12 protein-coding genes and 1 pseudogene are annotated in these 15,317 nt (G+C 40.3%); 5 read left to right on the forward strand and 8 right to left on the reverse strand.

Translation table 11 applies throughout. The features are described from left to right. Nucleotides 1-139: 139 nt before the first annotated feature. Nucleotides 140-2,023, reverse strand: coding sequence for a glutamine--fructose-6-phosphate transaminase (isomerizing) (gene glmS, locus H6G97_RS26045; protein ID WP_190943501.1), 1,884 nt, complete (start codon nt 2,021-2,023; stop codon nt 140-142). Between the two features lie 438 nt (nt 2,024-2,461). Continuing rightward, nucleotides 2,462-2,707, reverse strand: a complete 246-nt coding sequence (gene psaC / locus H6G97_RS26050) for a photosystem I iron-sulfur center protein PsaC (protein ID WP_012411495.1) — start codon at nt 2,705-2,707, stop codon at nt 2,462-2,464. Between the two features lie 590 nt (nt 2,708-3,297). Here psaC and H6G97_RS26055 point away from each other — a divergent pair. Next, a complete protein-coding gene (locus H6G97_RS26055) occupies nt 3,298-4,305 on the forward strand; it encodes a class I SAM-dependent methyltransferase (RefSeq protein WP_190943502.1) in 1,008 nt (335 codons plus the stop codon). Nucleotides 4,306-4,629: 324 nt separating this feature from the next. Here the strand turns inward: H6G97_RS26055 and H6G97_RS26060 are convergent, their stop codons facing one another. Continuing rightward, nucleotides 4,630-4,884 (reverse strand): hypothetical protein, encoded by a 255-nt coding sequence (locus tag H6G97_RS26060; RefSeq protein WP_242055231.1) that lies wholly within the window; start codon nt 4,882-4,884, stop codon nt 4,630-4,632. Between the two features lie 192 nt (nt 4,885-5,076). Here H6G97_RS26060 and H6G97_RS26065 point away from each other — a divergent pair, with 192 nt between their 5' ends. After that, nucleotides 5,077-5,445 carry a Dethiobiotin synthetase gene (locus H6G97_RS26065; RefSeq protein WP_190943503.1) on the forward strand — a complete coding sequence of 123 codons (369 nt, stop codon included), beginning with the start codon at nt 5,077-5,079 and terminating at the stop codon, nt 5,443-5,445. Nucleotides 5,446-5,533: 88 nt separating this feature from the next. Here the strand turns inward: H6G97_RS26065 and H6G97_RS26070 are convergent, their stop codons facing one another. After that, nucleotides 5,534-6,145 carry a hypothetical protein gene (locus tag H6G97_RS26070; protein WP_190943504.1) on the reverse strand — a complete coding sequence of 204 codons (612 nt, stop codon included), beginning with the start codon at nt 6,143-6,145 and terminating at the stop codon, nt 5,534-5,536. A 188-nt stretch (nt 6,146-6,333) separates the two neighbouring features. Further along, a complete protein-coding gene (gene glcD / locus H6G97_RS26075) occupies nt 6,334-7,806 on the reverse strand; it encodes a glycolate oxidase subunit GlcD (protein WP_190943505.1) in 1,473 nt (490 codons plus the stop codon). Nucleotides 7,807-8,086: 280 nt separating this feature from the next. Here glcD and H6G97_RS26080 point away from each other — a divergent pair. Then, a pseudogene (locus H6G97_RS26080) lies at nt 8,087-8,487 on the forward strand (Uma2 family endonuclease); the annotation flags it as partial. A 29-nt stretch (nt 8,488-8,516) separates the two neighbouring features. On the opposite strand, the gene miaA reads toward H6G97_RS26080, so the two are convergent. Further along, nucleotides 8,517-9,422: a tRNA (adenosine(37)-N6)-dimethylallyltransferase MiaA gene (gene miaA, locus H6G97_RS26085; protein WP_190943506.1), complete on the reverse strand. Its 906-nt coding sequence runs from the start codon at nt 9,420-9,422 to the stop codon at nt 8,517-8,519. A gap of 197 nt (nt 9,423-9,619) precedes the next feature. Here miaA and gyrB point away from each other — a divergent pair, with 197 nt between their 5' ends. Together gyrB and rpoD are read left to right on the forward strand one after the other, a co-directional pair. Further along, complete coding sequence (gene gyrB, locus H6G97_RS26090) at nt 9,620-11,557, forward strand: DNA topoisomerase (ATP-hydrolyzing) subunit B (RefSeq protein WP_190943507.1); 1,938 nt, start codon at nt 9,620-9,622, stop codon at nt 11,555-11,557. Between the two features lie 1,629 nt (nt 11,558-13,186). Then, nucleotides 13,187-14,356 (forward strand): RNA polymerase sigma factor RpoD, encoded by a 1,170-nt coding sequence (rpoD, locus tag H6G97_RS26095; protein WP_100898539.1) that lies wholly within the window; start codon nt 13,187-13,189, stop codon nt 14,354-14,356. Nucleotides 14,357-14,503: 147 nt separating this feature from the next. Here the strand turns inward: rpoD and H6G97_RS26100 are convergent, their stop codons facing one another. Both H6G97_RS26100 and H6G97_RS26105 read right to left on the reverse strand, forming a co-directional pair. Beyond that, nucleotides 14,504-14,689, reverse strand: coding sequence for a chlorophyll a/b-binding protein (locus H6G97_RS26100; protein ID WP_100898540.1), 186 nt, complete (start codon nt 14,687-14,689; stop codon nt 14,504-14,506). A 338-nt stretch (nt 14,690-15,027) separates the two neighbouring features. Next, the coding region (locus H6G97_RS26105) for a transposase (RefSeq protein ID WP_190943137.1) at nt 15,028-15,317 on the reverse strand (290 nt) is incomplete at its 5' end.

Raw genomic sequence — 15,317 nt, forward strand, 5'->3', positions numbered from 1 at the left:
CCATATATAGCCCGATTAGCTAGACTAGCTCATTTTTACAATGACTACAACAAAGGTTTTTTTGAGATAATCCTCAAAAAATTATGAAGAATTGCACATTGGCTTGTAGTAGCGCCCAGACGCTACTACTATAAATAGACTATTCCACCGTTACAGACTTGGCCAAATTCCTTGGCTGATCGACATCCAAACCGCGACGGGCGGCAATATGATAAGCCAATAATTGCAAAGGAACTACTGTCAGAATCGGAGAAAGTAACTCTTCTACATCAGAAACGGGAAGAAGATCGTTAAAGATTTCCGCAGCTTCACCATCGTTGACGGGAGTCACGCCAATTAAGCGAGAATCTCTAGCTTTAGCTTCTTGGGCATTAGAAATAACTTTTTCGTACACACTACCAGGTATTGCGATCGCAACTACTGGTACTTTCGCATCTAAAAGTGCGATCGGGCCATGTTTCATCTCTCCAGCCGGATACCCTTCGGCGTGAATGTAGCTGATTTCTTTTAATTTCAAAGCCCCCTCCAAAGCAATAGGAAAATTAATTCCCCTTCCCACAAAAATGAAATCTTTGGTTTCAGCAAATTCATGGGCTAGCTGTTCGGTTAAACGTTCCTGAGTTTCTAAAGTTGCCTCAATTTCTTTGGGAATCTGCCGCAACCCATTAATAATTTTCTCTAACGTGTCTTTTGAAACTGTCTGGCGACGAGCAGCTAAATCCAATGCCAAAGCATAAAACGCCATCAGTTGAGCAGTAAAAGTTTTCGTCGCTGCTACCCCAATCTCAATTCCCGCTAGAGTACTGATAATATTCGGCACCATATCACCAAGGCTACTTTCGGAGCGATTGGTAATGCCCAGTAGTTGCCCTTGATATTGGGGTTCTTTCCCCTGGCGACGTTCTTTTTCCATTGCCAAAGCTGCTAGAGTATCAGCCGTTTCACCTGATTGGGTAACGCCAATGATCAATGTGTTAGCCGTCACGGGTGATGGTGCATAGCGATACTCAGAAGCATAATGTACCTGAGTTGAAATTCCTGCTAATTGTTCGATTAAATATTTTCCGATTAATGCTGCGTGCCAACTCGTACCACAGGCGACGATCTGAATTTGTTCTAAATTGTTGTATAAATCCGCAGGTAAACCAAGATTGATCGGCGATTCGCTAGATTCTCCAAAATTATTAAAGTAAGCGTCTAAACTAGCTCTTACTACCCCTGGTTGCTCATGGATTTCTTTGAGCATGAAGTGTTTGAATCCCTGCTTTTCTACCAACGCAGGATTGAAGTTGAGCAGCCGGGGTTGTTTTTTCAACCTGTCGCCAGCAAAATCGTAAATCTCAACGCCCAAAGGAGTGAGGCGGGCAATTTCGCCATTTTCCAGAGGTAGCACCGCACGGGTGTAGGCAACGATCGCAGGCGTATCAGACGCACAAAATAACTCCCCTTGCCCAAAACCAATTACCAAAGGTGCTTGTTGACGAACAACAATCAATTCATCAGGGAAATCAGCAGAAATAACTGCGATCGCAAATGCCCCTTTTAGGTGGTTAACAGCTTGGCGAATCGCTTCTAGGAAGGGAGATGAGGAAGATGAGGGAGAAAGATTCTTTAAAAATTCGGCTATTAAATGGGGAATGACTTCAGTATCGGTTTCAGAAAGAAACTGGTGTCCTTTTCCTTTGAGTTCTTCGCGTAACTCGCGGTAGTTTTCAATAATGCCATTTTGTACCACCGCCACTCGCTTTGCCGTATCCAAATGGGGATGGGCGTTATACTCTTCTGGTTTACCATGAGTTGCCCAGCGTGTATGACCAATACCAATTTGGGCGGGGGATTCTATCTGTTCTAGTTTAGAACGGAGATTATGGAGTTTTCCCTTTGCCCGCACACAATTTACTTCACCTTCCCAAATAGTGGCGATTCCAGCAGAATCATAGCCCCTGTACTCTAGTTTTTCCAGCCCAGCCAGTAAAATGTCTGTCGCTGCTTGAGTGCCTATATATCCGACAATTCCGCACATTGTTCACACCACTTTTTTTCAGGATGATTAAATCCAGTATAGTGTTTAGCACAAACTCGACGTTTTGCAAAGAGAAAGGGAGTAATTTACTCCCTCTACCACTAGGTATTGTTATAGGTTTTAAGGTTTTACAAGGGATTCCCCGTCAGCTTTTGACCTGACGGTACAAATACAGCTTCTAGGATTTAGATACCCAGAGTTTATATCCCCAATCTAAAATTACGATTTCGTAAAGCGGGCATTGCCCACTCTAGGATGCTAAAGGTGTTTGCTATCGAGACACTTAAAAGTCTTGAGTGCCGAGTTCCGAGTTCTGAGTGAAGAATCAAGAAATTGTTTTTTTGATTTACTTCTTTCTATCTCAGCACTCAGTACTCGGCAAGAAGTTTGAGCAGCGGCAGCCGCCAATCAAAACTTTAATGACTCGGCACGAGCCTTTTAATAAGCTAGACCCATACTGCGAGTTGTTTCAGCGCCCAGGTAAACCCGGATGCTCAAAAAGTCGGTGGGACAAGCGGTTTCGCAACGCTTACAGCCCACGCAGTCTTCTGTACGGGGTGAAGAGGCAATTTGAGCAGCTTTACAGCCATCCCAAGGAACCATCTCAAGTACATCAGTAGGGCAAGCGCGGACGCATTGGGTGCAGCCAATGCAGGTATCGTAGATTTTTACGGTATGAGACATTGAAAAAACGGCTCCTTTCGAGTGTTCTTCTCTGCGAAAGAATCATAATCAACGCATAGTCTACCGCAGTGATTGATAGGCCGTAATCAAAAGGCTACATAACTTCAAACAATGTAATAAGGACTCTCGATATTTCCTTTTGCGAGATTGCCCCATTGACTTATTAATCAGTAACATCAGATAAGCGTATTTACACTATTGCTCTACCAGAATGTGGTAAAAACGTAAAGATATATGAAACAAAAGTAAATCTATAAAGTTTGCATTGCAGGTTATCTATGGTACTTATCGCTTAACAACTATGTACAGTCAAATAACCTAATTCTGTAACAAAATATTAATTATTTTTATTTAAAATTAGCTGTATGAGCAATAGTCTGATACCAATTCTTTATAACTTTGCGATCGCTTACCCGTCAAAACTAGCGATCGCAGTTATTGTTTACGTGATAATTGGCATAAAATATACCTAGTGTAGCGCCTGCTCACTATATCCAGGTTTGGATGGCTAAAGCCTATCCTATTATTAATTAAAATTTTTCACATATTTTCCCATATAATTTAGGATTCGTATATTATAAGTGCCTACTATGACTAAGTATCGAAGTAAAATAATAGTTAAATATAGTGTTTTATTTTCTAAGATTTTCAGGTATGCCAGATATTATCCTGAAGATATAATGTGTATACTTCGATTTTTTGTTTTTCTAGGGTTGTTCTACTTCTCTAATTGGCGCTCACCAAATAATGCGGAATTTGTCAATTTAGTATATGCATACTTTTTATCTGTTCCAATTTCAGAAGAAGAACTTTCATTCTACAAAGATAATCTTGACCAAGGTAATTTTTCAAGAATTCAGGTTATTCTTTCTTATTTAATGTTGCCAATTGGGATTGAACAAAAACTCTTTTCTCGAACAGGCATAGAATCACATCACCTTGCAAGGGTCAAACTGGTACAGGAAATATTGCCACCTGCTGAGTATATTCTCGATTTAGGAGGTTCTTGCCCTGGTTCCCCAGAAGGTGCGCTTATGGTCATGGGTTATCCCTACAATCCTCAACAGTTGGATATTGTTGATCTACCACAGGAGGAAAGAATTTATGATCAGCGTTCTGAGGAACATCCCCAGAAATTCATAACTCCAGATAATCTTACAAAAATTAATTATATCTATCGCTCAATGGCTGATTTATCTTATTTTCCAGAACATACCGTTGACCTTGTGTGGTCAGGACAAAGCATTGAGCATATAACAGAAGAAGAAGCCGATAAAGTAATTAAAGAAGTCTTTAGAGTAATTAAGCCAGGTGGATCATTTTGTTTAGATACCCCAAATCGCCAGCTTACAAAGCTTTTGGTACGTAGAGGATTTGTACATCCTGAACATAAGATTGAATATACACCTGAGGAATTGATTGCAAAGATTCAAAAAGCTGGTTTTATTATTAAAAAAACATTAGCTATCTCTCCCATGCCATATAGTTTAAAAACCAAAAAATTTAGCAAGCTGGAATTTATTAACAGTGTTGGATTATCGGAAAATACAACCCAAGGTTTTTCTTTTTTTATCTATTGTATGAAGCCAGATAGTTGAGAAATTGTTACATATTTTATTTGTATAATTAGCGTGGGAATTTTACCCAACCCATCAACGCTTGGTAAAATTTTGATATGCCAATTAGATGTGTTTGAGATTATCAAATTTTCTTACAAATGGTTATCCTCTAAAACTCAAACGTCATCTAAAATGATGTTAGTGTTTATTAATATGGACTGAACCTTTAGGATGTGAGTGGTGTGTAAGGCCTTTTTGCAGTCAATGGGCGATCGCAGTCAGCAATTTTAAGCGATCGCTCACCAATAACTTGTATATTATATTATTTAAGCTTGGCAATCTCATAATTTATACTCCTCAATATCAGAGTATTTCAGAAATCGCAAACTCATCGTTTATAGGATCAGTTCCTAGTTGAATTTTTGAATTACTAGGTGTCAGTTCTAGTTGTTCTTCTGAATTGTTGGCATCAGCCAATTTATCTTTTATATATTCCTTTTCTCGGATTTGTCGAACAATACTTTCTAGTAGCCAAAGTTGCTCTTCCACAGACAAGGCAAGGACGGAGCGCTCAATTTCTAGTAAATTTGGTGATATCATCTTGTCGGTGATTTCCATGAAGGTGTATTTTTCAAAGATATTATATTCAGTCTATCTGCTTAACCTAGAGCATCGCAAATTCCCTATCATTTTACCCACGCATATCATTTCACAAATCAAATGAGATTGGTATAAATAACCGAAAGCCAATTTTATGACTTTTTAACTTAGGTATTCCTGCTGAAGCAAAATGTACGCTAAACTGGCTACATGAATTACGAAACAGCCCGGAAACTCCTCATAGATCAGACAATCACAACCGAGGAAAACCCAGATGCGCTGTTAACGCGTATGAAACAGGGGAAACCGCCGGTACCCGGTCAGATCACTTCGATTTTGTTAGCATTAAAAGTGGTGTTTGAAGCCCTTAAAGATGCAAAGAGCCTAGACCGAGAACTAGCTTTGTCCCTTTATCAGTTAAGCATTAAAGCGCAACAACTATTTGGCGCAGGGCGTAAAGCCGGGGTTGATTGGCCGCCACTGTTGAAAGAAGATTTACTACGAATTTCCTTAGCATCTGAAAGTATCTTTTCAGGTACATGGCAAACCCTCGCTCCTATGGAGTTAAGAAAGTTTTAAAACACTGATTCAGCGATCTTTGAACGATAAGAGATCAGGAAGATGACGGGGACAATGGGAATAACTAATGCCCAATGCCCCATGCCCATTACCGAATTTGCAGTTCACTTTCTAATTTATCTAGGTCAGTTTTGAGTAAAATCGTCATTTGACCAGTAAAAGCTTTGCCAGTACTGGGTTGAGCAATTTCCACCCAATATACATAGCGATCGCCTACTCGTAATTCTCCCTTTAAGGCTTCCCGAATCGGAGTTTTGGCTAGACGCGCTGAATTAACTGCTTTCTGATTAGGATACTGGTACACGACTTGGGCGCGATCGTAGTCTTGATAAATCTCCAAGCCATAAATCACCCGCAAGGATTCCTGGAGACGCTCAAACGTCATGCCGTTAATAGCATCATACATAGCAATGCGTTCAGTCCGAATTCTGCCACGATCTTTGGCAACCTGCACCCTACCGGGAGATAATACCGACGCTTGAAAAGTAAATCTTTGGGCAGCAGTATCAGTTTTTTGCACAAATAATTGCTCCCCTCTCCTGGGACGGAGTGTGGGATGTGCTTTAATCCAAGTGCCTACTTCCTCTGTACTTTGACCTGGTAAAGCATTAGCTTGAGAATCAAAAAGCGTCCCCACGCACAGCCAGGATACTAGAGAAACAGGCAAAATTAAAAAGTTAAGCAGAGATTTTTTGGGCATTTTGTTGCTCAGGATTTTTATGGAAATTTCCTTATTAGGGAATAACCATAGTCTTCCCGTTTTTCAGCAAAATTATTTCAATAGATTGCAGCAGTAGCGCTGCGAAGCCGAATCTTCTCCCTTTGCGAGAACTAAGATGTACACACAAACCGAAAACGGCAAGAACTGCAAATGTGCTTTGCAGAAAATTAAAATCTTTCCACACCCTCAAATTGTTTGATAGCCGATGCATTTGCTGCTTCCCCACAAGTCCGAGGTGTAGGAAATATCTTTTCAGGATTTGCTAACCCTCTAGGATTAAAAACTTGCCGCACCCATTGCATAGTTTCTAAATCAACTGGGCTAAACATCTGTGGCATATAGCACTTTTTCTCTGCACCTATGCCATGTTCACCAGAAATACTACCACCGACTTGCACACAAAGTTTGAGAATTTCTCCACCCATTTCTTCTACTTGTTCTAATGCCCCAGACACAGAATTATCATAAAGAATTAGCGGATGAAGATTACCATCGCCAGCATGAAATACATTAGCAACACGATAACCGTATTGTTTACTTAATGCCTCAATTTCGTGTAAAACATAAGGTAACTGAGTACGGGGAATTACACCATCTTGTACATAATAATCTGGGCTTAAATGTCCAGCCGCAGCAAAAGCCGCTTTGCGTCCTTTCCACAATTTCAATCGTGTTTCTGGGTCAATAGCAGAAGTGACATTACGCGCACCATTCTTTTGACAAATTTCGGTAATTCGCTGCTTGTTTCCGGCAACTTCTACTTCCAACCCGTCAATTTCTATTAGTAAGATAGCAGTAGCATCGCGGGGATAACAATTAGTTGCTACAACATCTTCAACTGCATTGATACTAAAGTTATCCATCATTTCCATACCACCAGGAATAATCCCAGCGCTGATAATGTCAGAAACAGTTGCTCCTGCAGCTTCAATGCTAGTAAAATCTGCCAACAACACACAAATTGATTCTGGACTTTTGAGAATTCGCAAAGTAATTTCTGTAGCAATTCCTAAAGTACCTTCAGAGCCAACAAAAACACCTGTTAAATCATAACCAGGCATTTCTGGGATTTGACCGCCTATATCGATAATTTCCCCTTCCGGTGTAACAATTTTTAATCCTAAAACGTGATTAGTGGTGACACCATATTTGAGACAATGTACTCCACCAGAATTTTCGGCAATGTTACCCCCAATAGAGCAGATGATTTGACTGGAAGGGTCAGGAGCATAGTAAAATCCAGCACCACTAACAGCTTGTGTTACCCAACTATTAATCACCCCTGGTTGTACAACTGTGCGTTGATTTTCCAAATCAATGCTGAGGATTTGCCGCATTAATGAGGTAACAATTAAAACGGAATCTTCTACTGGCAAAGCACCGCCAGATAAACCAGTGCCAGAACCGCGTGCTATGAAGGGTATAGAATATTGGTTGCATATTTTTACCACTTGGGCAACTTGTTCTGTAGTTCTAGGCAACACCACCACAGCCGGACGTTGGCGATAACCAGTTAAACCATCGCATTCATAAGTAATGAGTTCTTCGCGGCGTTGTACCACACCATTTTTGCCAAGGACAGCCTCGAATGCTTTGATAATGGGTTTCCAGTTGCGTTGTTTTTTATCTAGGGTAAGCATAGTTTCTTAAAGTTCAAGGTAGATGTTGCAGGCTGGTTAGTATAGCTGTAATTACTATTGTTGCAAGAATAGCAGTCAAAAGGGAGTAAAAAGCAGTTGCATTTGATGTAGAGTAAGTGCGATCGCCTGATTTAAGTACGGAAGGTGCAATGTCTTTTAACAAGTGCGTTGGATGATGGTACAAACCGATATTCTGTTAATTGTAGGGTTAAAGTAACATTGAGGCTGTTGATTTACTTGTTTAATTCCATCTATTCGCCGTTCTTCTATTTTTAGTCTTTGCTCTAATAAAGAAGGTGATGAACTTGGCAAAAAGCTGAAAATTTATGAACAAATGCGGGCTAGTTACTACATCGTATATGACCAGAATCAGCAATTAGGAGAAAAAGTGTTGCGCGTTTATGAACTTAGAGAAAGACGCTACTTTGAAACTTCAGAAAATTGGTTAGAACAAGTTGGTTTAGGTGTAACTTTGTGGGAAGGTAAATTTGAAGATAGACAAGATACTTGGTTCGTTGGTGCTACCAAGATGGTAATGTTTTATTGACTGGAGATGAACGCGCTGAACAGGAAAAACAACGTGCATAACAGGAAAGACAACGTGCCGAACAAGCAGAACAACGTACCCAATTGCTAGCAGATAGGCTACGGGCTATGGGCGTAGATCCCAATACTCTTTAGGACATTCACTGTAAAGATGCAAAAAAATCTCACAGACTCGTGCAACTTATAAACTTGTTTATACGATGCCAGACCTTCTCTAATAAATCAGGATCATCGGCATCAAACCATTCAATTTTTGGATATGCTCTAAACCAAGTGCGTTGTCGCTTGGCAAATTGCCGCGTATGCAAAACTATTAATTCTTTCGCTTCCTTTAGGGAAATATCACCAGCCAAATATTGTTTTATTTCTTGATAGCCCAAAGTATTCAATAAAGACAAATCAGCGCCATATTTTTGACAAAGATTCTTCACCTCAGCAACCAAACCATTTGCTATCATTTGTTCTGTACGCTGTTTAATACGAGCATCCAATTTTTCAACATCGCAATCTAAACCAATTTGTAAAATCGGATAATCGGGCGGATTCTCCCCTTGCTGTTCTGAAATGGGATATCCAGTGACGTAAAATACCTCTAATGCTCGTAAAGTTCGCACTAAATCATTGCCATGAATTTTTTGTGCTGCAACGGGGTCAACTTGTTGTAACATTGCGTAGAGTTGTGATTGTCCTAAAGATTCAAGCTGCGATCGCAATTCTGTTTGCGGTGCAACTCTAGGGATTTTCATACCTTGGACAATGGAGCGAATGTATAAACCAGTACCACCAACTAACAACGGTGGTGTAACACCAAGAGAAGCAATTAAGGCTTGTGTTTGTTCCTGATAGTCTGCTACTGTCATCATGTCTGTTGGATCGCAGATATCTATTAAATAGTGCGACACCAATTTTTGTTCAGTCACAGATGGTTTCGCCGTCCCAATATCAAACTCACGGTAAACTTGACGAGAATCGGCACTAAGAATTACAGAACCCAACCGCATCGCCAAAGCCAAAGCCAAACTCGATTTACCCGTTGCTGTCGCCCCACAAATCACAATTAATTTAGTCATTAGTCATTAGTCATTAATTTTCTTCACTTTTTCTCATGCCCACCTTTGCCCCTATTGCACGGTAGTGCAACCCTAGTATAAACTTCTCTTGAAAATGCCCTACAGACGCTAGCAGGGCTTTTGTGTTACAATTTTGGAGTGTTTTTGCTTTTATTTATTTTTAGGCGAGTTTAACCCCACGCATCAGGAGAGTTTACATGACGAGCAGTTACAGTGCCGATCAGATTCAAGTTCTGGAAGGTCTGGAAGCCGTCCGCAAAAGACCAGGAATGTACATCGGTACCACTGGGCCGCGAGGACTCCACCATTTGGTTTACGAGGTGGTGGACAATTCAATCGATGAGGCTTTGGCGGGTCATTGCACTCATATAGAAGTGGATATCAACGCTGATGGTTCTGTGACTGTAACAGATGATGGTCGCGGTATTCCTGTCGATACTCACTCGCGCACTGGAAAATCAGCTTTAGAAACCGTGATGACGGTACTACACGCTGGTGGTAAGTTTGGCGGCGGTGGCTACAAGGTTTCTGGAGGATTGCACGGGGTTGGTATTTCTGTTGTTAATGCCCTATCTGAAGTTGTAGAAGTTACAGTTTGGCGAGATAAAAAGGTTCATCTCCAACGCTATGAACGCGGCATCCCAGTTACTGAACTGCAAACCAAGCCTTATAAAGAACCTAGAACTGGAACTTCTGTCACTTTCAAGCCAGATACCCAAATCTTTACAACTAGCATTGAGTTTGATTACATCACTTTATCAGGTCGCCTACGGGAATTGGCGTATCTGAATGCAGGTGTCAAAATTACCTTTACTGACAACCGTCTAGAACTATTAAAAAGCGATACACCGAAGGTAGAATCCTACAATTACAAGGGTGGCATCAAAGAGTACATTGCGTACATGAACCGTGAGAAGCAACCGCTGCATGAAGAAATTATCTATGTGCAGGGGGAACGCAACAATGTACAAGTAGAAGTTTCTTTACAATGGTGTACTGATGCCTACACGGATAATGTGCTGGGTTTTGCCAACAATATTCGCACCGTTGATGGTGGTACGCACTTAGAAGGGTTAAAGGCGGTTCTAACTCGGACATTAAATGCGATCGCTCGCAAGCGCAATAAAATTAAAGAGAATGAACCTAACCTCAGTGGCGAACACGTCCGCGAAGGTTTGACAGCCGTTATTTCTGTTAAAGTCCCAGATCCAGAATTTGAAGGACAAACCAAAACCAAACTCGGTAATACCGAAGTCCGAGGAATTGTTGATTCTTTGGTGGGAGAAGTCCTCACTGAGTATCTAGAATTTCATCCGGCGATCGCAGACTCGATTTTAGATAAAGCTATCCAAGCCTTCAAAGCCGCAGAAGCAGCGCGTCATGCACGGGAATTAGTTCGGCGCAAATCGGTGCTGGAATCTTCGCCATTACCTGGTAAATTGGCAGATTGTAGTTCTCGTGACCCTAGCGAATCTGAGATATTCATTGTGGAAGGGGACTCAGCCGGTGGGAGTGCAAAACAAGGACGCGATCGCCGCACTCAAGCGATCTTGCCTCTACGTGGTAAAATTCTTAACATTGAAAAAACCGACGATGCCAAAATTTATAAAAATAACGAAGTTCAATCGTTAATTACAGCACTAGGTCTAGGCGTTAAAGGTGATGAATTCGATTCCACTCAACTGCGCTATCACCGCATAGTCATCATGACAGACGCTGACGTGGATGGAGCGCATATTCGGACTTTGCTGTTGACATTCTTCTATCGATATCAGCGAGCGCTCATCGAACAAGGCTTTATTTATATTGCTTGCCCCCCACTATTCAAAGTAGAACGGGGACGTAATCATGAGTACTGCTATAGCGATCGCGAAAAAGATCAAGCGATCGCCAAATTTCCTGCTAACGCCAACTATACCATCCAACGCTTCAAAGGTTTGGGTGAAATGATGCCACAACAACTCTGGGACACCACCATGAACCCAGAAACCCGCAAAATGAAGCAAGTTGAAATTGAGGACGCTGCCGAAGCCGATCGCATCTTCACAATTTTAATGGGCGATCGCGTTGCACCCAGACGAGAATTCATCGAAACCTATGGTTCTAAGCTCAACTTCACTGATCTAGATATTTAATACCAGCAGTCTTAAATCATTTGTAAAAAACAAGATCCCCGATTTCTCAAAGAAGTCGGGGATCTGTGGCATTGGAGTATTGCTTGACACACCTGAAACGAACAATTGGCTGCACCAGTCCCTGACAAAATATTTACATCTACTGATGCCGCTTTTTCTGCTTTATCGAAAGCTACTCTAGCCGCCCTGACTTTGAACCACAAGTGGTAGGTTAGCACTACAATAACTACAAAAACTTTCAATTACTCAGTTAGAGAAAACCATATAATTTGCTTATTGTCAACACTTTATAAAAATTCAATGTTCGAGTCTTAGCAAAACTACCAACTTTATTGGAAATTTAGTTAAGATAATATTCTTTCTTCGGACTCGCCGATTAGTTTCGCTCATCAGCTAGAGAGACGTTTGTTATGCTCTAATAAAATAACTCGATATCATCTAGCAACGCCAGAATTAATAAGTATTTTGAGGATTTCTCATCATAATATGACAGAAAATTACTGAAATAAAAGTATTCAAATTTACAATTAGTTTACGCAAAAAAGCTTTGTAACCAAATCATCAGGCAATCTTCTGGATTCTCTGTATTTGAAATAATGGCTGTCGGAAGCACACACTATCTGGCTGAAAACTTGTTAATATCTTCATGTAGTCCTGTGGCGATCGCTATTGTATCGTATGTATCTAATGTACTTTTGCCTAAAATAAGACTATATTGGCGAATTCACGAGACAAATTATTTTTGAATTGATTAAAATATCCTTGTATACAATAAGAAAAGTTTGTCAAGTTTCATAGGGCTGAAATCGCCACAGTGCGCTAACGTGTGAATAAGACCAAATTAGTTAAACCTAAATTGATCTACTATCAGGTCGATTCTGGCACCGCCTCAACTCCTTAGTTAAGGTAGTTAGTACGCAGAAGGTTAACTGCTTTAAGGCAAGCACCACCACGGTTGTTGTATTTACCCAAGGTCAAGAACCTCTTTAGTCTACAGAATGCTTAGTTTATGAAGGAAATGTAAAAATGGGTAGGTTAAGACTTCTTGTCTGAGTTAACATAAAATGCACCTCTTTCTCAGTAATTAATGTTGTGTAAAATACATGAAATTCGGCAAAAGCAAACGTACTTACTTTGTAATGTAATAACAACGTCACTGCAATCCCGAAAAGTGGAGAAAAAATTTCCGGGTATAACTCCCGTTCTTAATGTCTTTTTGGTAATGGTGGCTAACAGTTGCTTAATGAGTTCATGATTAATACACAAAAAGAGTGCAATTTCTGTGAAACAGGCTACAATCGGAAGAGTCTTTATAGGAAAATCTGCCAATAGTCTGAACTAATTAGTATAGAGTGGCAAATTTTTTCATAAGGGCGAGTCTTTTTTTTGAACAGTTAGTTGAAAGCAGTGTGTGATAGCAACACATATAACATTTACTAAGATGAGCAAGTCACTTTTAGTAATTGCTTAAACTAAAGTAAAAAACCTCCGACCGGAGGTATAAAATGTCCGAAAATATCTCTGGCAAATCTGCCAAAAAGCTTATTTTCGGTTGACAAATAGCTCGTTTAAAAGAGCAGTAAACACATCTTGAGTAATTGATTCTGCAAGGAGCATGAGGAACGCGGCATGAACCAGGCTAACAACGTACTCGAAAGCATATATCAGCCTGACCTAGAAATAATAAATCAGCCTGAGCTCGAGTTAGAAGAACTCTTAATAGACGATGAAGAGGACTTGCTGATCATCGATGAAGGTGACGAGGAATTTTTAGAGCCTCAGTCTGATGAGGACGACGCAAAGTCTGGAAAAGCCGCTAAATCGCGTCGTCGGACACAAAGCAAGAAAAAGCACTACACAGAAGATTCAATTCGGCTTTACTTGCAAGAAATTGGTAGAATTCGGCTGTTGCGGGCAGACGAAGAAATCGAATTGGCGCGGAAAATCGCTGATTTGCTGGAATTGGAGAGAGTACGCGAAAGACTCTCAGAACAGTTAGATCGCGATCCTAGAGATAGTGAATGGGCAGAAGCAGTACAACTGCCACTACCAGCCTTTCGTTATCGCCTCCATGTTGGTCGCAGGGCGAAAGACAAGATGGTGCAATCTAACCTCCGTCTTGTGGTTTCAATTGCTAAGAAGTACATGAATCGTGGTTTGTCGTTCCAGGACTTAATTCAGGAAGGCAGTCTCGGTTTGATTCGTGCCGCTGAAAAGTTTGACCACGAAAAAGGTTATAAGTTTTCTACATACGCTACATGGTGGATTCGTCAAGCAATTACCCGCGCGATCGCAGATCAATCCCGCACAATTCGCCTTCCAGTTCATCTTTACGAAACCATATCTCGGATTAAGAAAACTACCAAGTTACTGTCTCAAGAAATGGGTCGTAAACCTACTGAAGAAGAAATCGCTACTCGCATGGAAATGACCATTGAGAAGTTGCGGTTCATTGCTAAATCTGCCCAGTTGCCAATTTCATTAGAAACGCCTATTGGTAAAGAAGAAGATTCTCGATTAGGCGATTTTATTGAATCCGATGGTGAGACACCAGAAGACCAAGTTTCCAAAAATCTTCTGCGCGAAGACCTTGAAAAAGTCCTCGACAGCCTTAGTCCTCGTGAACGCGATGTCCTCAGACTACGTTACGGCTTGGATGATGGTCGGATGAAGACTCTTGAGGAAATCGGACAGATTTTCAACGTCACCCGCGAACGCATTCGTCAAATTGAAGCGAAAGCACTCCGCAAGTTACGCCATCCAAATCGCAACAGCGTTCTCAAAGAGTATATTCGGTAGTCAATTAGTTAACAGTCATTAGTCATTGGTCATTAGTAAATAAACAAAGGACAAATGACAACTGACTAATGACAAAAAAATAAAAAACCTGGTAGTGAATTAGCACTCCAGGTTTTTTTATTTATAGGTCATCTTGGATATTAAAACTTATAGGATGCCCCAAAAATGTAGAAAGCCTTGACCAGAAAAAAGCTCAACCAGAACGGCTGCTGAAAAGCCGATCATTGCCAAGCGACCGTTCCAAATTTCTGCTTGTGGAGTAAAGCCCCAACGCCAAGCGTTGCGATCTTCAATTACAGGAGTAGTTACTTTTGTTGTGGTTGCATTTGTCATGATTCGGACTCCAAACTTAATTTTTAAGGTTAGTTGCCTTATGTAAACTAATATAACAAATATTTTAATAAAAACAACATATTTTATACTTTTGTTTCCATAGCTTGACATAAACAGCAATTACTATTAACACAGATTAAAATATCTGCCTTCAGTTAGATTTACCGAGGTAGAAGAAATGTTATGTAAATTTTTATCGTCAGAGCCAATCCTATCTTTATTGAGATTAATTATCAAATAATTATTTGTATTGCTTTGTCTTTCATAGATTTGGTTGTTTTACAATTAAAAATTATTGATAATTAATAGAGATATAGGAATCGTAAGCTGTTCCACATTTAGTTTGCAATAGCAGCATTACCTTTATTTTTAATTTTTCTTCCCCATCTAATTATTAACTCTCCCTGATTTAACAACCTATTTAATAAGTTTTTCAGTTCCTCTACTGATTTAAATAGGCGATGAGATATGTATTCTTTCGCCGAATGCCATACAAGTTCGGCTAAATTCAAATCTGGGCTATACTCAGGCAGAAAATATAGTTGAATATTTGGTAAGTTTTTTTCAATCTCTGCCAATATAGTTTTCTTTTTATGGTAACTAGCGTTATCTAGAATTATCAAGATTT

Origin of the sequence: Nostoc flagelliforme FACHB-838, from assembly GCF_014698065.1 — a bacterium.
GTDB classification, from domain to species: domain Bacteria; phylum Cyanobacteriota; class Cyanobacteriia; order Cyanobacteriales; family Nostocaceae; genus Nostoc; species Nostoc flagelliforme_B.

Bases quoted from the DNA above. Each gene is read 5' to 3' on its own strand.
- glmS (WP_190943501.1), bottom strand. From the start codon at position 2,023: ATGTGCGGAATTGTCGGATATATAGGCACTCAAGCAGCGACAGACATT.
- psaC (WP_012411495.1), bottom strand. From the start codon at position 2,707: ATGTCTCATACCGTAAAAATCTACGATACCTGCATTGGCTGCACCCAA.
- H6G97_RS26055 (WP_190943502.1), top strand. From the start codon at position 3,298: ATGACTAAGTATCGAAGTAAAATAATAGTTAAATATAGTGTTTTATTT.
- H6G97_RS26060 (WP_242055231.1), bottom strand. From the start codon at position 4,884: ATGGAAATCACCGACAAGATGATATCACCAAATTTACTAGAAATTGAG.
- H6G97_RS26065 (WP_190943503.1), top strand. From the start codon at position 5,077: ATGAATTACGAAACAGCCCGGAAACTCCTCATAGATCAGACAATCACA.
- H6G97_RS26070 (WP_190943504.1), bottom strand. From the start codon at position 6,145: ATGCCCAAAAAATCTCTGCTTAACTTTTTAATTTTGCCTGTTTCTCTA.
- glcD (WP_190943505.1), bottom strand. From the start codon at position 7,806: ATGCTTACCCTAGATAAAAAACAACGCAACTGGAAACCCATTATCAAA.
- miaA (WP_190943506.1), bottom strand. From the start codon at position 9,422: ATGACTAAATTAATTGTGATTTGTGGGGCGACAGCAACGGGTAAATCG.
- gyrB (WP_190943507.1), top strand. From the start codon at position 9,620: ATGACGAGCAGTTACAGTGCCGATCAGATTCAAGTTCTGGAAGGTCTG.
- rpoD (WP_100898539.1), top strand. From the start codon at position 13,187: ATGAACCAGGCTAACAACGTACTCGAAAGCATATATCAGCCTGACCTA.
- H6G97_RS26100 (WP_100898540.1), bottom strand. From the start codon at position 14,689: ATGACAAATGCAACCACAACAAAAGTAACTACTCCTGTAATTGAAGAT.